The sequence below is a fragment of the Labilibaculum manganireducens genome (assembly GCF_963665805.2).
GTDB lineage: Bacteria > Bacteroidota > Bacteroidia > Bacteroidales > Marinifilaceae > Labilibaculum > Labilibaculum manganireducens.
The window spans coordinates 3104538-3125595 of the sequence record NZ_CAXXEE010000003.1; the positions used below are offsets into that span (position 1 = coordinate 3104538).

18 protein-coding genes are annotated in these 21058 nt (G+C 38.5%); 4 read left to right on the forward strand and 14 right to left on the reverse strand.

The window, feature by feature from the left end:
• Positions 1–60: 60 nt before the first annotated feature.
• The gene (locus tag ACHZAX_RS12095) at positions 61–789 is read left to right on the forward strand and encodes a hypothetical protein (protein ID WP_320019297.1); all 729 of its coding nucleotides are present in this window, start codon (positions 61–63) and stop codon (positions 787–789) included.
• 31 nt (positions 790–820) lie between these two features.
• Here ACHZAX_RS12095 and ACHZAX_RS12100 read toward each other — a convergent pair whose 3' ends face one another.
• The 10 genes from ACHZAX_RS12100 to ACHZAX_RS12145 all read right to left on the reverse strand — a co-directional run bounded on the left by ACHZAX_RS12100 (position 821) and on the right by ACHZAX_RS12145 (position 13198).
• Complete coding sequence (locus tag ACHZAX_RS12100) at positions 821–1447, reverse strand: MOSC domain-containing protein (protein ID WP_320019298.1); 627 nt, start codon at positions 1445–1447, stop codon at positions 821–823.
• A gap of 145 nt (positions 1448–1592) precedes the next feature.
• Positions 1593–2234, reverse strand: coding sequence for a hypothetical protein (locus tag ACHZAX_RS12105; protein WP_320019299.1), 642 nt, complete (start codon positions 2232–2234; stop codon positions 1593–1595).
• A gap of 72 nt (positions 2235–2306) precedes the next feature.
• Positions 2307–2975, reverse strand: a complete 669-nt coding sequence (locus ACHZAX_RS12110; protein WP_320019300.1) for a 3-keto-disaccharide hydrolase — start codon at positions 2973–2975, stop codon at positions 2307–2309.
• A gap of 114 nt (positions 2976–3089) precedes the next feature.
• Positions 3090–3407, reverse strand: a complete 318-nt coding sequence (locus ACHZAX_RS12115) for a hypothetical protein (protein ID WP_320019301.1) — start codon at positions 3405–3407, stop codon at positions 3090–3092.
• A 145-nt stretch (positions 3408–3552) separates the two neighbouring features.
• On the reverse strand, positions 3553–4365 hold the full coding sequence (locus ACHZAX_RS12120) for a TlpA family protein disulfide reductase (RefSeq protein ID WP_320019302.1): 813 nt from the start codon (positions 4363–4365) through the stop codon (positions 3553–3555).
• A gap of 464 nt (positions 4366–4829) precedes the next feature.
• Positions 4830–5123 carry a hypothetical protein gene (locus ACHZAX_RS12125; RefSeq protein ID WP_101307995.1) on the reverse strand — a complete coding sequence of 98 codons (294 nt, stop codon included), beginning with the start codon at positions 5121–5123 and terminating at the stop codon, positions 4830–4832.
• An 83-nt stretch (positions 5124–5206) separates the two neighbouring features.
• Entirely contained in the window at positions 5207–6877 is a 1671-nt protein-coding gene (locus tag ACHZAX_RS12130) for a beta-N-acetylhexosaminidase (RefSeq protein ID WP_320019303.1), read from the reverse strand.
• A gap of 45 nt (positions 6878–6922) precedes the next feature.
• A complete protein-coding gene (locus ACHZAX_RS12135) occupies positions 6923–9643 on the reverse strand; it encodes a bifunctional YncE family protein/alkaline phosphatase family protein (RefSeq protein ID WP_320019304.1) in 2721 nt (906 codons plus the stop codon).
• A gap of 411 nt (positions 9644–10054) precedes the next feature.
• On the reverse strand, positions 10055–11878 hold the full coding sequence (locus ACHZAX_RS12140; protein ID WP_320019305.1) for a glycoside hydrolase family 2 protein: 1824 nt from the start codon (positions 11876–11878) through the stop codon (positions 10055–10057).
• Positions 11879–11899: 21 nt separating this feature from the next.
• Positions 11900–13198: a BNR-4 repeat-containing protein gene (locus ACHZAX_RS12145; protein WP_320019306.1), complete on the reverse strand. Its 1299-nt coding sequence runs from the start codon at positions 13196–13198 to the stop codon at positions 11900–11902.
• 219 nt (positions 13199–13417) lie between these two features.
• Here ACHZAX_RS12145 and ACHZAX_RS12150 point away from each other — a divergent pair, with 219 nt between their 5' ends.
• Together ACHZAX_RS12150 and ACHZAX_RS12155 are read left to right on the forward strand one after the other, a co-directional pair.
• Positions 13418–14569: a hypothetical protein gene (locus tag ACHZAX_RS12150; protein WP_320019307.1), complete on the forward strand. Its 1152-nt coding sequence runs from the start codon at positions 13418–13420 to the stop codon at positions 14567–14569.
• Between the two features lie 88 nt (positions 14570–14657).
• Positions 14658–15578 carry an alpha/beta hydrolase gene (locus ACHZAX_RS12155; protein WP_101307999.1) on the forward strand — a complete coding sequence of 307 codons (921 nt, stop codon included), beginning with the start codon at positions 14658–14660 and terminating at the stop codon, positions 15576–15578.
• 185 nt (positions 15579–15763) lie between these two features.
• Here ACHZAX_RS12155 and ACHZAX_RS12160 read toward each other — a convergent pair whose 3' ends face one another.
• The 3 genes from ACHZAX_RS12160 to kduI all read right to left on the reverse strand — a co-directional run bounded on the left by ACHZAX_RS12160 (position 15764) and on the right by kduI (position 18828).
• Positions 15764–17032 (reverse strand): DUF4861 domain-containing protein, encoded by a 1269-nt coding sequence (locus ACHZAX_RS12160; RefSeq protein ID WP_320019308.1) that lies wholly within the window; start codon positions 17030–17032, stop codon positions 15764–15766.
• A 126-nt stretch (positions 17033–17158) separates the two neighbouring features.
• A complete protein-coding gene (locus ACHZAX_RS12165; protein ID WP_180327161.1) occupies positions 17159–17950 on the reverse strand; it encodes a gluconate 5-dehydrogenase in 792 nt (263 codons plus the stop codon).
• 35 nt (positions 17951–17985) lie between these two features.
• Entirely contained in the window at positions 17986–18828 is an 843-nt protein-coding gene (gene kduI, locus ACHZAX_RS12170) for a 5-dehydro-4-deoxy-D-glucuronate isomerase (RefSeq protein ID WP_101308001.1), read from the reverse strand.
• 323 nt (positions 18829–19151) lie between these two features.
• Here kduI and ACHZAX_RS12175 point away from each other — a divergent pair, with 323 nt between their 5' ends.
• Complete coding sequence (locus ACHZAX_RS12175) at positions 19152–20171, forward strand: LacI family DNA-binding transcriptional regulator (RefSeq protein ID WP_101308002.1); 1020 nt, start codon at positions 19152–19154, stop codon at positions 20169–20171.
• A 130-nt stretch (positions 20172–20301) separates the two neighbouring features.
• Here the strand turns inward: ACHZAX_RS12175 and ACHZAX_RS12180 are convergent, their stop codons facing one another.
• Entirely contained in the window at positions 20302–21045 is a 744-nt protein-coding gene (locus ACHZAX_RS12180) for a DUF6261 family protein (RefSeq protein WP_101308003.1), read from the reverse strand.
• Between the last annotated feature and the right edge of the window lie 13 nt (positions 21046–21058).

The following is a 21058-nucleotide window of genomic DNA, read 5'->3' on the forward strand; positions in this document are numbered from 1 at the left end:
ATAAAATCAATTTTTACGTATGTTTGTATTGTTACTATTGATTTACCAAATTACATCATTATGAGACGTCATTATTTTTTCATCATACTTTTCGTTATTGGAAGTTTTTCATGTGCAAAAGACAACAATCATTCCGGTTATATTGATGAAAACCAAGCATTACTGGAAAACTTAAATGAAGTTGATGGAAGACAACATACCTACAACTATGATTTTGAATTATTAGAATTCCGCGAAAAAGTGGACTATTATGCTCCGGTGAGTTTTTCGGAAGCTCTGGCCAGCATTCCTTCAGTAATGAGGGATAAACTAAACCTGATATCACAAAGCGATTTGCCGTTTGCTGCCCAGCAAGAAGCAAATATTGTGACTTCATGGAATGCCTTCAATAAGTTGGTATTTCAGGTTCAGTTTTCATATTTAGAGAATACAACTGGCTACCAAACCAATTTTAAGGATTTCTTTATTGTCTCTGTTACTCAATATCCTGAAGATCCATTTGCAGATGAACAAGCCACATTGGCAATGGAAGAAAATATTAAGGGGTATGAAAAATTAGTTCTGGAAGGAACTCATCCCATGTATTACAAACCTGCATCAGGAAGCTGGCCCAGAATGTTTGATTATTATAAATTTATTGAAGAGGACAAACTGATGGATAAGGAGTCGACAGGCTCATCACAATACTACACCTGGTACAATGGCTTGATTTATAAAATAGGATTTAATATGGATGTAAGCGCTACCGATCATGAAGCCTTAATTCGAAAAATAATATTAGGAAGTTAACATACAAAAGGACAGCCACCGCTGTCCTTTCTTATTTATTCAAATCTCTTTTACAGCTTGCAGCCAGTGCCGGATCAGATAATGCCTTTTCCAGTTTTAACTGATCTTTGGAGGATTCGTACAACAAATTGTACACTTCTCTTATCGATAAGCTTTCCTCCCGCCTTTCCAGCAAAATTAACTCATCCCCTTGCCTTACTTCTCCTTCCTCAATCACACGAATGTATACTCCTGGAAAACCAGCATCAATAAACCGGCGAACCATGCTGTTGCAATCAAACCGGTAATTTAGTTTGTAACATGGTTGCCGGGGCTGGGTAACCTGAACCCTGGCATTTCCTATTTGAAAAACATCCCCAATTTTAATGTCTCCTTCATCCAAATCCGAAATGGTTAAATTTTCACCAAACATTCCATAATTCCAATCCAAATTTGGGAATTTATCTTTCCAAAAAGTGTAGTGTTTTTCAGAATACCAGTAACAGGCTTTATCTGCACCTCCATGATACCTTCTGTCAATTACAGCATCCTTAACAACATCTTCTTTACCAAGAAAAATTGCCTGATCAACTGCATATTTATACATGCCGGTTTTTTCAATTTGTCCGTGATAATTGATTTCTACACTTTTACCAATATTTGTGGAAACGACTTTCATTGTTTGATTTTAAATTTAAGAATGTGATCCTCATCTACCATGTAGAATTCGACAGAGCTTTTGAAATGTTCAATAAATAATTAATTGCCCTTAACTCTGTATCGCTGTGGCAAATTACAGATCTTTTATTGGCCAGTACTTTTCACTATTCGTATTGTTCTGGTTTTACCGCAATGGTAAACAAATAAACGCCCCACTTGTCCTTATAATAGTACTTCATTTGTACTTTATTATCTCTCATACCTTGCATGTCGGGATTCGTTTTTACGGAGTTAATTATGGTCGGCTCCAAATAAGATTTTAATTCTTCAATGTTTACAGAATCCTTGCTCATACTAATAAGAGTGTAATTGTATTGAAAAACATTGTCGGGCAATGCAACTGCATTGTCAAGCCTGGTGGCATTATCGACCATAATCGGGCACGATTTATTAAGTTCACCTGCCATTTCCATTAATGCCTTATCGAATGTTGTTTTCCGAAATAATCCGGCTAAACTTTCACCTCCAATTTGTCCCACAGCATAAAAAATTGCAAATGCTACAGCAAATGCGATCCAATATTTAAGCCCTTTCCGCTGTTTCGATTTTGGTATTTCCTTCAACGATTCAATGGCTTCGGTAGTGCACACGACTTGTTTGTATTCATCAAATGATCGATCTGAATTACGATTTTTCCAATCGGAGTAATTGTTTTCGAGCTTTTTGCTGCACTTTGTACAAAAAGTCATGTACTCCGATTTAAGCTCATTTAAGTGTCCGCAATTGTTACATTTTAAATAATGCATGGCATTCTAATTTAATTATACTCTTGAATATTATTTAGTACCGCTTCGATATCAAAAATAGTTTGATTGGCATTATAATTTCTTAATCTGCACCTTCCGAAAATCAATCGGATACCCTTCATACTGCAATAAAATACGACCTTTCGAAACCGAAGATTCAACTCCCTCGTTTACCAGTTTACCATTCAGCTCCTGTTTTATTTTACCATTTACCACTGTAATAAGGGCGGTATTCCATTCTCCAATTGCATTGCCTGCATCTGTAAAACGTTTGGCAACCACACTTCGCCCAGGTTCTGTTTGCTCTCCATTAATTCGAAGTGTAACATTCTGAAGAAAAATAAAATCTCCTGTTGCACCTTCCTTTACCTGAAACTGCACCCCCTTAGGCCACAAGGTATCGCGGCTTTCTTTTGGAACCAAATAAGTGATTCCACTGTTTTTCTTATTGCTTTTTCTTACAAATGTTGAATCGGTATTCCAACGAAACTCAACGCATAATTGAAAATTATCAAATGATTGCTCAGACATTAGGTAACCTGCCTTGTTACCATACAAACGAATCATCTGCTGATCGACAGCAAAGAGCTCTGAAGCATTCTCATGTTTTCCCGATTCAGGTTCGTAGGCATACCATCCCGATAAATCCTTTTGGTTAAAAAGTTCGATGTTTGATTGTGCTTTGGTAAGATTCGGAATCAGTACCAAACTGAAAATTAATAGTCGATAAATACAAGTCATTAAAATAAATTTATAGTCTGATAAAAATATTTGTTTTTAGTGATATTCTTTGATAATTCCGGAATTAATTGCTGCATGGTCTTTTTACAGTTTTTTAATCAATCCCTCCATTTTCTATCCGATAAATTTTGCACCGGCAATTCCAATTCCCGCACCTAATAGCAACGAAAACAATACCATTGGAACAATTGCTTTTTTGTCTTTGGGATAAACAACAATCATAACCGGTATGGCGGTCAGTAAAGCGATAATCATTCCTGTCATCCACTGAGCCAACCCCCAATTCACAAATGGAATAATTAATCCGAGTGCGAAATAGTGTACAAAAGCGGAGATAATATCCCGCTTATCCAGTTTCTGAATTGTCATTGGAATAATGTCGATCAAACCGGCTGTAAGACCAATACCTATTGCTATTAAAAAATCATTCATTTCGTTATTTGTTTCGTTTTACTGTTTCTTAATTTCCAAAATAAATTACTGTCCAATTTTGCTTTTTAGGCGGCGATGGTTTTGCTTAGTTTCTCGGGCGATTTCATGCTATTGCCTCATCAATTCGCCAAGGAAAGAAGTCCGCTTATTCTTCTGAAGGCTTCAGTAGTTCGTTAATTTTCTTCACCAATTCATTCAGTTTCGCTTCGCTATACCCTACAGAAGTATAAACGACAGTGCCATTTTGGTCGACAAGGAAATTCCGAGGAATAAAGTTGCTGGCATATTGTTTATAAATATCCTTATTAAGATCTAATCCCACATTAAAAGCAATCCCTTTGGTCTTTAGCTTTTCCATTTTTTTGCTGACCACATCTTCTTTCTCTCCCCGCGAAATTGGAAGCAGAACAAAGTCTTTAGAAGCAAACGGATTTACTATTTTATCAGGGAATTCGTAAAATTCGCTCATACACGGAGCACACCAGGTAGCCCAAAAATTAATCAGAACAACTTTTCCTTTTAGTTCCGATAATTTAATTTTTTGCCCATCGAGCATTTCAACCACAAAATCCGGAGCCATATCGCCTGTTTTTATTACAGTAGACTCATTCAGCTTTTTTTCGTGTTCATCAGCATTCCTTTTATTAACTGCAGCAGCTTCTTCAGGAGTAATGGGTTTTACTTTCTTCATCTCGGCATCGGTGTACAGATCAAATAGAATAACTATACTTTCGTTCACTTTCTCCCCGTATTTCTTAATTAAGGCTTCTTTAACCTCACCGGAAACCCCCATTGTCATATTCTTAATTCGTTCGGGTTTTAAGCTGTAAGCATAATCTTGAGTCACCTCTTCCCCATTTATAACAAACATCTTTTGAGGTTCCTTCACTTTTTGATCCTGCGCTAAAGAGCCAAATGTGGAAAGCATACTAAACAATGCAACAAAAATTAATTTCATTCTCATCTCTTTTGTGTTTTAATTGGTTATTTTTTAGCTCATTCTGCACTTTTACTCCAGTCCTAATCTTCAACATCAATACATATTAATAATTTAGATTTTATTGCTGCCGGTTATCTCCCTACCTCAGAATAAATTTAATCGGAATTACGCGATAAGAATTTACTGGTTTTTTATTTATTGAAGCTGGTTTCCACTTCGACATCAATTTCACAAGTCTCAAAGCTTCTTCATTAAAGCCTCTACAATCATACCCTACAAAAAACCGCTTTTATATTTTTAACTCCCGAATCTACAAAACTCAAACTAGCGAACAAAACATTTATATCGCAAAATTTACAACCACTTTTCAAGCAACATAAAAAGACATAGATTCCCACAAATAAAAAACCCGGCTCTTTAAAAGAGTCGGGTAAACTTTACCTCTAGTTTTGTTGCATCTGCTTTATGCAGATATTTATTTTTTAAGCAACTTTCTTACCTTTAAAATATTCAGAAATAATATAATCTGATATTTCATTCCCCCGATGATCCCAGCCATAAATTCGGTTGTCGGTCATATGATGAGACAATATACATATCAGATAACCTTTTTCTACATCAAAAAAATATTCAAATCCCCAGGGAGAGAATTTATAATACTCATTGTTATACGGCTTGCTTGTTTTAAAACGCCCTTTTGTTTCTGATGACTGATGAGTTTCACCACACAAATTATAAAAATATTGTTTTTGTATTTCAGATAAGTTTGTATACATCTTATTGTTATTTAAAACGTTAGTGGTGATGGTTTTACGGAATACTTTGAGTAAGGTTTCCAATTTTACAGAAACACTACTAATTATTTCTTTTCCTTCTGTTGTATTATTTTTTCGTTTCCCCGATCAGCCCATGGAATTAAAGGCGATTGGTAATAGTTGATGTTCATATACCCAAAACGTTCTTTCTGTTTTCCCAAACGAATTTTATACTCGTCCCAGCTTTTGTTGGTGTTCTTCGACCATCCTAATTCGGCGTAGCCCGGCAATCGTGGAAAAACAAGGTATTCAATGTCATCCATTGTTTCAATCGTTTCGCCCCATAAGGGTGCTTCAATTCCCACAATATTTTCTTTACTGATGCCTTTTGCAAAGTTTTCAATGTTCCATCCGTAAGCCTTTTTTACATCCACATAACCTGCCCAATGCAAGCCCAACGGACAAATGGAATCGTACTGCATATCGAGGTAGGCACGGTTGGCCGGCGACATAATGATTTTTACATTTTGATTTACTGCCTTTATTGCATTGTCAGGCTTGGTTTGCCAAAACTGAGCCAGAGAGTTTTCTTCCAATTCGGCAGCAGCCACATCGGCCCATCCAATCATTTTTTTCTTGTGTCTGCTTACAATTTTCTGCACCCGATTCACAAAGCTGATGTAATCTTTCTTTTTGGTTGCATTCGACTCGTCGCCGCCAATGTGGATGTATTCACCCGGTGTAAGGGCTGCCAATTCTCCAATCACATCATCAATAAATTTGTAGGTGATTTCCTTATCAGTGTCCAACGTACTAAAACCTACTTTGGTGCCGGTATACAATTCGGTAACTTTGTTATTGGCATTTAAACAGGCGTAGGAAGCCAAAGCTGCATTGGTGTGCCCGGGCATATCAATTTCGGGGATAACGGTTATGAATCTTTCCTGCGCATAGTTTACAATTTCGCTGTACTGATTCTGAGTATAAAACCCACCTTTTTCGCCGCCTACCTGTGTGCTTCCGCCATGAGTTGTTAAATTGGGCCACGACTTGATTTCGATTCTCCAGCCCTGATCATCTGTAAGGTGCAGGTGAAGGACATTCATTTTGTATGCTGCAATCAAATCAATAAACCGCTTTACATCTTCCACTCCAAAAAAGTGACGTGCCACATCCAGCATTGCACCGCGATACTGGTAATTTGGTGCATCCTTAATAATACCGCTGGCCAGTTCCCAAGGACCTGTTTGTAAGCTATCCAATTCTATTTTTGCCGGCAGCAGTTGTCTGATAGTTTGCACTCCCCGAAACAATCCGGCTGGCTGATGCGCTTCCAGAACAACTCTTTTTTCAGTAATCTTTAAAGTGTACGCTTCATCACCGGAAATAGTATCATCCGACAGAATCAGAACAATTCCTTTTTTATCGGCCGGATTTGTTACTCTTTTCACTTCAGGAGTAAATCCCGTTGACGGAGCAATCAGCTTTGCCAAATAATTTGCCACTTGTTGACTGCCCTCCTGCTTTTCCTGCACATAAATTTTTGTTTTCGCAGTCCAGTCGAAAGAGCTGCCCGTTGCAGCAAGACTGTCAGGCTGAGGAATTAAATTTTCTTTTGCTAAATCTTTAGGTGTTGGCTTTTTGCATGAAAAAAGCAAGAGTGAAACAAGCAATGCTTGTATCAGGAGAATTCGTTTGTTCATAAAAATGATGCTTAAAGGTTTGTTTCGCTTGTAAAAATAAGCAGATACCAAATTAACATCAAAACTCATCATTTAAAATATATTTGAAATTTAATTGATTTTAAATTGCAATGCATTCTATTCCTCAGTGTTGTTTTTTGCAAAATCTTCGCGGGCATCTTCTACATTATCCATTTCGGGTCCTTGTTCAATCTTTCTCCAGTCGATAGTTTTGTGGTATTTCTTCATCGACAGCTCGGCATCATAAATCCGGTTATCGTGAAGTTCCAATGTATAGGGTGTAAAATCGGGTTTATCCGTAAAAAAATCCTGTAATAACGAACCGGTTAAATCGAAATGATTCACATAAGGTACATTTAAAATATTGTATATGGTTTTCAATATAGCTCCAAAATTGGCATGAGTATGCGAAACATATCCATGCTTTACATACGGACCTGCCATCATCAAAACAGAACGATGGGCATCAATATGATCGACTCCTCCCTGAGGATCATCTTCGGTGATAATTACAAGCATATCCTTCCAGTATTTTGTCCGCGATAAAAAGTGCAGTACACGGCCAACAGCCAAATCATTGTCGACCATGTACGACTGGCGGTACGGATATCCTTGTTCGGCATTGGGACTTGCACCATGATCATTGGGAATCATCATGGTGATGAAAGGAGGCATTTCGTCGTTGCTGTCTATCCATTTCTTCGTGAATTCCAATTCGAACTGATTCATTCGGTATTGATCGGGAATGGACGTATTGTAACCGGCATAATTATGGCTTGTTCTTGTAAACAAGGCATTTTGCATGGGAATCATTACGCCATGAGCAGCACCCGTATTGGTGTCGTACCATGCCTCGCGTTCGTGCCCGCTTTCGTTGGCCTGTCCGAAATTGTAGAATTCAATCTGCTGTCGCTCCAAGGCCTCCCAAAGTCCGCCTGTTTCGGCATAATCTTCCGGATCCACACTTCCGATTGTTTTGGGAAAGCGTCGTCCTTCGGCTTTCGAAAAAGGCATCGCTGTTTTGTCTGTACTGGCATTGGATTCGACCCATTCATTAGGGATTACCCCCACCAACCAATGATGACCATGTACGGATGCATCGCTGTCGCAATAGTAGTTGTCTGAAAAAGAAAATTGTTTGGCCGCTTTTATGTGATTGGGTGAAATACGCAGATTGGGAAACTGATTTTGAAGAGAGTCTGGCAATGTGTAAGTATTGTTAGTACCATACCGTGCCAATGTACTGTCGCCAGAAGCACCCTTTAACTGCCCGAAAATCTCATCGTAGGTTCTGTTTTCCTTGGTGATATACACCACATGCTTAATCGGACTTTGGCGCAGTCCGGGCAATTCAGGCAGAGGATTTTTTTCATCCTCTTCAATAGTTGTTTCAATAAATGTATTATCGATCGATTGTTTGGTATAGCGGGCCAGCTCATCAGCGTCGGGCACCTGCACTTTTTGAAAACTCCCCAACTGAATTTCACTCACCGAACTGCCCTGAACAGGCGGTACAAAACCGACCCCACCATTGGGACCTGCTCCCCACCCACGGCAGGTAATGATGTAAATATTTTTTTCGTCATTCGATAATTCCACTCTGGTTGGCCCCCAGCCTGAAGGAATTAAACCTTTGGTTGTTTTGCCCTGCACATCGATTACTGCAACGGCATTAAATCCCAAAAGGGCAACATACAGAGTCTTTTCATCTTTGGTCATTGTAATTCCAAATGGCAGCAAACCTCTAAGTTTATCAATACGTTGATCCACCTGAATAGGAATATGTCCGACTATCTTTTGACTTGTATGATCTATTATTGTAATGTTATCGTTGGTGGCATTGGTTACATAGGCAAATTGTTTTCCCACAGCAATTGAGTTCGGACTTGCACCACCAACAACTTCGGCATCTTCTACTGTTTCCCCAATTAAATATCCGGTTTTGAATTTATTAATTACCTTATTGTTATCAAGGTCAATCGTAAACACACTCATGGCATCGGGATGATTCGGACTTCCCAAACCTGGAATCTGTTTGCCTTCTACCAATGTTCCATGAACCGATTCGGGTGTATTGTTTCCGTAAGGATGATGCGAAATCAAAAGGTTTTGAATGTTTTCGGGTGTTGCTCCTGTAATAAGAGGGTAAGAATACATCCCTACGTTGGCAACCAAAGCTTGTTTTTTGTCGGGACTTAAAGCAATACCGAAAGGTTGTCGTCCAACCTTAACCGAAGCAGTTACCTTTTTAGTGGCCAAATCGACACGAACCATTCTGAAATTAGCCCTGTCCAATACCAGCAATTCGTTTTTATCGGGATTGATCATCAAATCGGATGTAAAACTATCCTGATAATCTGTGCCATTCACTTTCCCATTCAATGAAATATCATCTGTCTTTTTCAGTTTCTCAACATCATAAATAACTACATCACCTTTGTCTCCTCCGCTTAAATACACATATTTTGAATCGAGGGAAAAAGCAACTCCTAAAAATGAACCTTTGGATAAAGGAGAAGGTCTTTTTCCTTCGTAATCAGGTATTCGCTGTGCTGTTACCTGCGTTAAGCCGATAATAGTGATTACACCATTGTGCAGTGTTACCGCTTTTTTTCCATCTGGTGAGATCGCCATTCCATACGGATCGTTGGTGATGGGGATAACTTCACCTGCAGGAGTCACATAACGACCACTTGGAAGCACCGACACTCCTTCTTTGTCAATCTTACAAAATTGATCTTTCCCCGGCACTTGTAATATTTTTACTGTTTTTACAGAATTTTTACACCCAATAAACAGTACGATAAGAATTGCAGCCGTAAAAAATTTAAAATTCATGGAATTGTATTGAATGATGAAAAATGTTAGAAGTAGATTCAGCTATAAACCTATAGAATATATGCCTCACAATTCAAAAAACAAGATTAAATTCTGATCAATTTTACATTAACTTTTTCCCATGACATTACTTTTTGTATCAGGCTATTTTAGGACGAGACATTACAGCAAAAAAAAGAGCGCTGAAAAAAAATCAACGCTCCTGATTGTGATTATACCAATTTAATTTCAAAACAGACTTTAATTAAAATGAATTAATTTTTAGCTGTATCGAGGCAAAAAAGTAAAGCATAGCTATGTTACGATGCATCTTTTTTAACGAAGATATAGCTGAAAAGAAACATTTTATAAGGCATGTTTTGATGTTAATTTGGTATTGTATCCTTATCGACACTAAACTTATCCCCGTTTTTATTTGTACTCCTCTTTTTTCTTTTTGTAATAGTTCTGCATAATATAGAAAGCCTTTTTCTTGGCTCCCGACTCCGAAACCAATCCTTTTCTGTTCCAGCCATCCTGCACATTGGGTAACTGGCGAAGCGGTGTCATAAAATCGACCAAAATCCATGGTGTTAATCCAACTACACCTTCAATTTTATCGAACATGGCCAAATTCTCCTGATACATATACTCCTGATATTCTTCACTCCAGCGTGTTTCCTTATCGGCATGAAATCCTTCAATTGCACCACCGCCAAACTCACTAATAATTACCGGCTTATTGTATTCTATTGTGAAGCGTTTGTTTCGGCAGGTTTCAGGAGATCCACCGTACCATCCCTGATATTCATTAAAACTTACAATATCAAAAACTTCGGCAATCGGATCACTCACTTTGTAATTATCACCGGCCAGTCCATCTTCCCAACCATCTTTTTTGCAGGCCGCACTCAACAATCGGGTACTGTCCAACGAACGCACCTGTGAAGTTACTTCTCTTAAAAAGTGATTTCGCGCTTCGCCGGGTACCGTTTCATTTGCAATGGACCAAATTATGGTGGCCGCTCTGTTTTTGTCTCTTCTAACTAGTTCGGAATATTGCGCTTTCGCCTTTTTCAAAACTTCTTCATTCTTCCAGTCGATTCCCCAATACAACGGCAATTCTTCCCAAAGCAAAATTCCCATTTCATCGGCCAAACGAACAATATTTTCCTGATGCGGGTAATGTGCCAGGCGGGCAAAATTACAACCCATTTCCTTTGCCCAACCCAACAACAGCTTTGCATCATCCATTGAATGCGCTCTGTCTCTCCGAACCGGATTTTCATCATGAATGGAAACGCCGCGAAGAAAAACCGGCTTCCCATTTAACAGGATTTCTTTTCCTTGTGTCTCTACAGTTCTAAAACCAATTCTATCGGTAAGCTCATCATCTCCGGCAATCAGTTTTACATCATAAAGCTTTGGGTTTTCGGGCGACCACAAGCTCATCTTTTTTGAGCTAAATGCAAACTCACCTCTTCCCTCTTTGTTTATGGAAACTTCTGCCACAACTCCCAATTCCTTAATTTCAACCTTTGCCTTGTCAGGATAATCGTTGCCGGCAAGCTGAACAGAACCTTTTACCACACGCGTTTTTCTATTCAACGACTCCTTTTGTAAAACCAGTGTGTAATCATCAATATAGGTTTGAGGAACCTCTACAATTTTCACATCGCGCGTAATTCCTCCATGATTGTACCAATCGGTTACCATGGCAGGAATATAATCCTTCTCGCGTCGGTTACTAACTCCTAAAATCAAAAAATTATCCTGCTTTTTTAGTAAATCAGTTACCTCAAAACTAAATGGAGTAAATCCACCTTCGTGCACACCCAATTTTTTTCCATTAAATGAAAAAGTAGTTTTATAGTTTGCAGCCCCCACATATATAAATATTCTGGAGTTTTTATGCTTAGGCTGGTAATCGAAGGTCTTTCGGAACCAAACACTTCCTTCGTAATAATACAGCTCTTCTTTTTGCGAATTCCAGGAACCGGGAACCCATAAGGTTTGAGCATTGTCAAAACTGTACTCTACCCTATCGCTCTTCGATTTTGCCTTGCTGTTTTTATACAAAGGACTAAAGCCGATCTGCCCGGTTTCATACTGATCTAAAATATACTTCCATTTGCCGTTCAGGCTTTGATGGGTGCGACCATTAACATTCGTAATAAAATTGCCTTGTGCAAATAAATTACCCGCACCAAACAACAGGCAAATAACTAATACTGATATAAATTTTGTGATTCTCATTATGGTATCGTTTAATGATTTCTAATCCAGAAGATATTCAATTCTACTTTTAAAATTTGTGTAATGAATGTACTTCTCGTTTACCATCCACAACACAACTGCCTGATCCCCTTTTTTCATGTTTTTAGGAACAACAGGACGAACATTATCATATTTCGAATGCTGCGTAATTGGAGTTACTTCCCAGGTTTTACCAAAATCTGAAGTGACTCTTTTCTCAATTTCAAAAACTCCGTTCACATTTCTCGATAAATAAATTGTATTAGGCTTTAGTGGATGAAAAGTTAAGCCTGCAGAATAATGAGGTTCTCTTTCAACTACTCCTTCAGGAGTTTGGGGAAACCATTTCCCGGCATTACAAATCTCATTATCGATCCATTTCCCTTTCGAAAATTGGGCGTAATGATACAAATGCTCGGTTTCTTTCGGATAACGTGCATATAAAATAACCGGGTTTCCTTTTTTATCAGCCGTAACATCATAAACCCATGCTCTTCCAGATTCTTCTGTTGCCTGATAAACTACTGTTGCTTCTTTAGGCTCAAAAGGAATCTGATTTAAATCACAAATTTTTGTTCCATCAGCTCTCCAAAATGCACCTTTCTCATAGCATGCGTAATAAACAGAATTGGTTGGTTCTTTTCGTGGATGTCCATCGGTAAAAATGATGTGTATTTTAGATTTCCCATCGGAATAGTACCGAACATAGGGGCGATTGTCATCGTTAAATGGTTGGTTCGTAATAAAAACCTGAGCCGGATTAAAAGTTTCTCCATTGTCATCCGACCACATCATGTTGGGTTTAAAACCTGTCCACCGGCCAAAACAAAACAATCTGTTCTTTTCCTTTTTTAATGCGATCGGATTTGCATAAGTAACACACTTTCGAGGATACAATTTAAATTGCTCCCCGCTAAACACCTCTTTAAAGGAAGTTGGACCAAAATCTTTGGAATCTTCCTTTGCCGACAATTTATTCATACGCACAGCCTGATCGAAATGCTTGGTATAAAACATCAGCACATCTTTGTTGTTCAACTCAATAAAAGAAGGATTCGCATGATCGTCTTTATCCAACTTCGGACTTACCGTTTGAATGTAACTCGTTTTAGTTTCCAGATTCAAAGTCGCAGCTTCAATCGATCCATCGGAAGTGACCCAACCAGTTACAACTTCAGCCTTTCCATTGTGTTTGTAAATTGCTCCAGGTGCAGAAAACCAACACCATGCTCCATCATTTGTCAATGTGTTTTGTTGTCCTAAAACTACTGTTGACATAAATAAGAAGCAGATGACCGCGAAAACTTTATTTTTCATCATTTTAATAACTATTTTAATTTGAAAATCATTCATTCTTCCACTTTGAAAAACCCATATTATTTGTGCTTTCAATAATCCTTATTACAAATGAAACGATTCCAGGCATTTTGTTTATCTTTAACATTGCTTTAACGGTACTTATAACGGTTAACACTAAGCCTAAAGCATTGTAAAACCAACCATTACAAACCAAACCCGAAAACTGAAAATTCTTCTTTAATGAATATCTCTTTAGATAACAAGCGGCTTATTATTGCGAAAATCAGGAACAGCAAAACATTTTCCAAGGCTCCCACAAGCAGTTCTTTACTTTCCTATCTATTCGAAGAAACAATAAAAGGAACCGATCTGAAAGAAAAATTAATTGAAATAGAATTTTTTGGAGAATCAAAGAGTACAGAAAAAAGCAGTCCCAGAGTGCGGGTTAATGTTTATAATCTGAGAAAAAAAATTGCCCGGTATTACGAAAACGAAGGCAAAGAAGATGCCTGCAGACTGCACATTGAAAAAGGTCAGTATCAATTGATGTTTTCAATGAAAAAAACCAAAGAAAACGCAGTTAAAAAAATAAAGTTATCCTTATACATACCATACGTAGTACTATTTGTTGTTTTATTGCTGTTTGCCCTTAGTAAAATACCTCAAAAACCGCCAATTTTATGGAGTTCATTTGTAGAGGATGAAAGCAAGCCGAAGCTAATTATTGGTGACGCTTTTGGTGTTATGGGCAATACGGCAACCGGTGCATTTGGATGGAACCGTGATTATACAATCAACAGCATTGAGGAATTCTATCAGTTCTGCGACAACAACCCAAAGCTTAAAAACGAACTTTCTCCTGCCAATTACACGTACATGACGGGTATGGGAGCCATTACCAGCCAAAAAATCACTTCCCTGTTCGACAAATACAATACTGATTTTAACATTCATTTTTCAAGCCAAACTTCCATTGCTGATTTAAAAGATGGAAATACAATTTACGCCGGCCCAATTAAAAATAACAATTCGTTCATCCATTTTTTTAATGAAGCAAATCAATACTACAAAATTAAAGATTCCAAACTGTATTTTTCGAAACACCCAAGCATAAAGGACACCACATTTGATTTATTCACCGAAGGACTTGTCTCTGAATATTCAATTGTATCGAAATACAAAGGGCCGAACAATCACGATCAATTCGTTTTCTTTTCGGATCATGACATAGGCGTCTGTTCAACAGTAGAATATTTCACAAATACTGACTCTCTGCAAAAATTCACAGCATCTTATTTGGGCAATTCAACCTATTTTACTGCCGTTTTTATGGCGAAAGGCAAAAGCAGAACCAATACCGATCTAAAACTGCTGTTGGTTACCACAGAATAAAATCACCTGCCAATTTAAACATCATATTACATCGGCAATTCATCGAATAATCGTAAATTTATTTTCCAAAATCAATAAAATATAAATCATGAAAAAAACAGGTCTTCTCTTGTTACTTATTAGTGTGTATTCGTTCAATATATTTGGTCAGAATAACATTATTCCTCTATGGCCGAATGAGATGCCAAACCACAAAGTTTCAAATGAAACAGAAGTTATTAATGCAACAGATGTTGTTCGGATTTCGAAAGTACAAACGCCGACAATAGAGGTATTCACTCCTGCCAAAAAAAACTCAAACGGGCAGGCTGTTCTTATTTGCCCTGGCGGCGGGTATCGAATTTTAGCATACGATTCGGAAGGTACCGATATAGCCAAATGGTTAAATTCAAAAGGAATTACAGCCTTTGTTCTAAAATACCGCTTACCGGATTCTCAGTCGGTTGTTGAAAGTTACAAAGCCCCGCTGCAAGATGCGATGAGAGCTTTAAGAACCATCCGGTTTAATGCTGAAAAATACAACATCAATAAAAATGAAATAGGCGTAATGGGCTTTTCTGCCGGCGGACATCTGGCTTCAACCCTTGGCACACATTACAATGAATTGATGTATCCTGCAGCTGACGATATTGATTTAGAAAGTGCCCGTCCCGATTTTATGGCACTCATCTATCCTGTAATCAGCATGAAAGAGGGCATTACACATCAAGGATCGAAGCGAAGTTTATTGGGCGAAAATCCAAATGAAAAATTAGCAGGTAAATTCTCCAACGACCTACAGGTTACCAGCGACACACCACCTGCTTTTCTTATTCACGCATCAGATGATAATGCGGTGCCCGTAAAAAACAGCTTGTTGATGTACGAAAGCTTAATCAGCAATGGAGTTTCTGCTGAAATGCATATCTTCTCGACCGGAGGCCACGGCTTTTCTTTTGGTTTTAATAAAGGGCATGTAAGCTCCTGGACCGATTTATTTTACACCTGGAGCAAATCAATTAAAAAATAAGTGGAATGATTTTCACCGCAAAGCTCTGTCTGAAATTTCCACTTCAGACAGAGCTTTGTTCTTTATTGGCAATTGCATAAAAAAAGCAATGTCATATTCTTACAAATACAACATTGCTAACACCAGCCGATATAAAAATATACTAATTCACAATTTTTACAAAATTGGGTTCAGTAAAAAAATACTTATTTAATGCTTACAACAACAGGCGAACTCAATTCATCAGCCTGACTTTTCATCAGATTTTCAAAATTTTCCTGTTCTGCCCACTTTTTATTTTCCAACTCCCAGGCGGCAAAAAAGTAGTGCGTTGCACTTTTGTTGTTATTGATTTTCTGAGTTACAAAGTGTGTTAAACCAACAGGTTGATTCCAACGGCTTCCATTGCTTACCTCTTCGCTCAAAACAGGAGCATCACCAATTCTCACCTTACTATCCGATGGAAATAAAACTCCCATTGCCAGACAGTCATTATTCATCGATTGAATATCGTGGGTTGCAATTGCCTCAAATTGATTGTTTGCTGTAAACGAAAATGGTTTCTTTTCTCTTAAGTAGCTGGTTACAATCCCAACTGCCAATTCCGATTCTTCATCCAATCCGCCTACGGTAACATCACTCTGAAACCAATATTTACCGGCCCAAACAGTTATTTTCTCTTGCGCACTCAGGCTTTTGCCATCCACATTCCATCCGCCGTAATTCAATTCAAAAATAGAACGAACCGGTCCTTTTGTTACCAGTTGAAATTCGAATTTATCGGTTGATCCCAAACGGTATAAAGAATCTTGATGAAACAAGGCCAAACCTCCGGCACCTAAGGATGGACCAACGTGTAAAATATCCATTCCCCAACTGCTTAGTTCATGGTAACTAGTACTTTCTTTGGTTCCGATATTATCCATAATCATTTCAGGCTGAAGCTTTCCGAATAAATCCTTAGCATTTCTGCAGTCGAAATAATCACGAAAACCCATCAAATCGTTTTCCCAACTCACACTTTCGGCCTGATAACTTATTGGAACTCCGGTAAATCCTTTTGGAGAAACTGCATGATCAACACCTTCGAATCCCCCTTCAATGGAACCAACTCCCAAACGCACATTGGTACGTACGGTATATTCAGGAATCTTGTCATACGATACAAAATTCACATTCAATTTTTTCACCTCTTTTGCTTCAAAATCGCAAACCAAAGCCAATTCATCCCATTTTCCATCTCTGTCTAAATCATCAATCTGCGAAGGAATTACAGTTCCTTTTTCATCAGTAACAACCGGGAATTTCTCATTAGGAATTTCTCCTGTTAATTTCTGAACTTCCATCCTGCTAATTACAACAGGTGCATCTTTTCGGGCCTTAGCCGTATTGTTCTTTAATTGAAGAACAGGAGACGAAGTACATGCACTTAAAAAGCTTGCTAAAACGGCAATAACAAAACTATATCTCTTCATTTTACAAAAATTTAGATCTTAAAAAACCTACGAACTGAATGAAAAAAAAGAATAAGAAGAGCATCAATTCACATTACTCTTCCTATTCTTTCACACAACTAACTAATAATCTATATTATCTAACAATTATTTTTCGTTTGATGGTTTGCCGATGGTTGCCAAAATACCACCATCAACATAAACAACATGTCCGTTTACAAAATCGGATGCTTTTGATGCAAGGAATACTGCTGTTCCGCCCAAATCTTCAGGATCTCCCCAACGTGCTGCAGGCGTTCTGTTAATAATGAAATCATTAAAAGGATGACCGTCTTCGCGGATAGCTGCAGTTTGTGATGTTGCAAAATATCCAGGTCCGATTCCATTGGTCTGAATACCATATTTTGCCCACTCAGTAGCCATATTCTTAGTCAACATTTTTAAACCGCCTTTTGCCGATGCATAAGCACAAACGTCGTTACGCCCCAACTCACTCATCATCGAACAAATATTGATGATTTTACCTTCGCGGCGCTCAATCATTTTACGTCCAACATATTTACCCATGATGAAAGGACCAACCAAGTCGATATCAACCACCTTACGGTAATCTTTCACTTCCATATCCTGCATTGGCACACGCATAATGATACCGGCATTGTTTACCAAAATTCCAATTGGTCCAACTTCTGCCTCTATTTTGTCAACACCTGCGATAACTCCGGCCTCATCTGTTACATCGAAAATATAACCTTTACAATCAATGCCTTTTTTTGCGTAATCAGCAATTCCGCGATCCAGATTTTCTTTCGAAATATCATTTACAACAATCTGAGCACCTGCTTCAGCCAATGCTGTAGCGATAGCCATTCCAATACCATGAGTAGCACCGGTTACCAAAGCAACCTTGCCGTCCAACTTAAATAAATCCAAAATCATAACTTATATCTTAATTATATACAACCTGTTTTATACTAACGCAATTCATCCGGCTGACAAATATCCATATCGCCGTAATTCAGGTTTTCGCCGCCCATTCCCCAAATAAATGTGTAGTTACTTGTTCCTGCTGCCGAGTGAATCGACCATGTAGGCGAGAAAACAGCTTCTTCATTTGCCATCCAAATGTGACGGGTTTCTTTAGGATCACCCATAAAGTGACAAATAGCCTGTCCTTTTGGTACTTCAAAATAGAAGTAAGCCTCCATTCTTCTGCTGTGAGTATGTGCCGGCATTGTATTCCAAACACTTCCGGGATGCAACTCGGTCATTCCCATTTGCAGCTGATTTGTTTTAATTGTATCCGAAACAATTAATTTGCGCAATGTTCTGCGGTTCGAATTTTCAGGCTCGCCCAACTCAACCACAATAGCATCTTCGTGTCCGATTTTCACATTTGGAAAAATCTCGTGTGCAGGAGCAGAGTTTAAATAAAAATGAGCAGGAGAAGCCGCATCTGCACTTGCAAAAACAATTTCCTTATTTCCTTTTCCCACATAAAGAGCCTCTTTGTAGTCCAGCTCATAAACTGCACCGTCAACACTTACGCTTCCTTTTCCGCCAACATTCACAATACCCAACTCTCTTCTTTCCAAAAAGTAGTCAGCTTTTAAAGGATCGATCGCTTCCAATGTCAATGCTTCTTTTACTGGAACTGCACCACCTACAATAATTCTATCGTACTGAGAGTAAGTCAAATTAATGCTTCCTTCTTCCATTAAATTCTGAACCAAATACTCATCTCTTAATCGAGTAGTATCGTAACTCTTCGCATCAGCAGGATGAGTTGCATATCTTTCTTCGTATTTCAAACCCATGGTCTTTATTTTATAAATTAGTACAATCTTTTTTGATATTTATTCCAGGCAGGATATTACCTGTCTGCCTCATGCAAAGTAATAAAATGTAATTGATTTGTGCAATCGATTGTCTGTATTTATTTTTTTTAACTAAAAACATCATCGGCACCAAAGCATCAAACCATCAGTAAACATTGATTACCAACACCATTTTAATCAATAAAAAAATAATAAATCAAACTAAATACTGTGCAATCGATTACCCTTTATTGCACTTTTATTACACGAATGTAAAAATAATATGCATCTTTGTATTGGATTACAAGCTACATAACCGGAACATGAAAAAAGAGAGTCACACAACAATACACGATATCGCAAGAGCTTTAAATATATCTGGTTCTACCGTATCCAGAGCTCTCAACGACAATTCCAGAATTAGCGAAAAAACAAAAAAAGCCGTTCGCGACATGGCCAGACAACTGGGCTACCAACCCAATGCCCTGGCATCTAATTTGCGCACCAGTTGCACAAACACCATTGGTGTTATTATTCCCCGAATCAGCAGGTACTTCTTTTCTTCGGCCATTACCGGTATCGAGGAATTGGCCCGAACCAGAGGCTACAATGTTATTATTTGCCAGTCGAACGATCAGGAAGCCAGAGAAGCCGATTGTGTGCAAACTCTTTTTGCCAGCAGGGTTGATGGCGTGATTTCATCGATAGCCATCAACACCGAAAACTTTGAGCATTACAAAACCTTCACCGACAGAAACATCCCTTTGGTGTTTTTCGACCGGGTTTGCGACGAACTGGAAACCAGCCAGGTGGTGGTTGATGACTTTAAAGGCGGCTTTATTGCTGCCGAACACCTGATTTCGAAAGGATGCAAACGAATTGCCCACATTGGCGGTCCGCAGCATTTAAACATTTACATTAACCGTTTGCAGGGATACTTAAAAGCACTGCGCAAGCACAATTTTGAAATTGAAGAAGAACTGATTATTGAAAGTCTGTTAACCCGCGAAGACGGCGAAGCGTGCGCAAAAAAATTGCTGGACTCGCCCAATCGTCCGGATGCCATATTTGCAGCCAACGATATTTCAGCTCTCAGCATTATTCTTTATGCCAAAGAAATAGGACTTCGAATTCCTGAAGATCTGGCTGTTGTTGGATTCAGCAACGAACCTTTCTCCGAGTATGTCAGCCCTTCGCTAACCACCATTGAGCAATCGGGTTTTGATGTTGGCACCAAAGCAACCGAATTACTGCTCGACATTATCACCAACAAAACCGGAAATCATCAGGAAACCATCGTATTGCCGGTAAAACTGATTGAGCGGGAATCGAGCAACCGGTAAAGATTTTCAAGCTTTAAAAAAAGCATCGATACAACTGATTTAAAGCATAAAAAATACCGGAAACAAATGAATGCCTCCGGTACTAACCCCAGATACCAAAATGGTATCCAACCCATAAAACAAAAAAAAACTATTCGCCTGCGCTGATTTCTTCAACAACATCCTTAGCAGACCGCCCTGCACGCTGCAGTAAAAGTGCATTGGTTTCTTCCGATACAATGTTTATTTCTTTCGCCAATTTCGAATAAGCAGCATCTGTATTTAAATCGCACATCACATCTAAATATTTAAAGAAAGTCTCAAACTCATTCCTGATTTCTTTACACATCTCACCACCAATCTCCTCGTTCCGATCCAATTTCGCATTCCCTCTTGCCTCAACCGCTTCGGTAAATTCCTGTTCCGCTTTTTCAAGCTCTTCCAACCATAGCTGTCCAAGCATGTTTTGCAAACACTCGCTTAAAAACGGACTGTTCTTTATTTTTGCAAACAAAGCAACAAGAATAGCCGATTCCTCTAACATCGGGCGACGGGTAATGCCACTGCCATAACTTACTATTTCGTTCAGAATTGCTTTGCCTGCTCCACTAACAACAGGATTTAAACGTTTCGAACAAGCCTCAGCATAAGTTGCAAAGGCAATCATTGCCTGATCTCTCCTGCTGTCGCATTCGGTCACATTTATAGTTAACAACTGCGTGTTCACTTTTTTGCCCGATTCCTCAAGTCTGCCTTTCGATTTCTCGATTCTGCTTTTAAATGGCTCCAAACTAACACTGTCTGTAACAGTATTTGTTATTAAACTGTAAACACGAGCCGTAAAAGTTAGGTATTCCGCTATGCGCATGCGGTAAAACAATGGATACTTAATCATGAAGTAAATATAT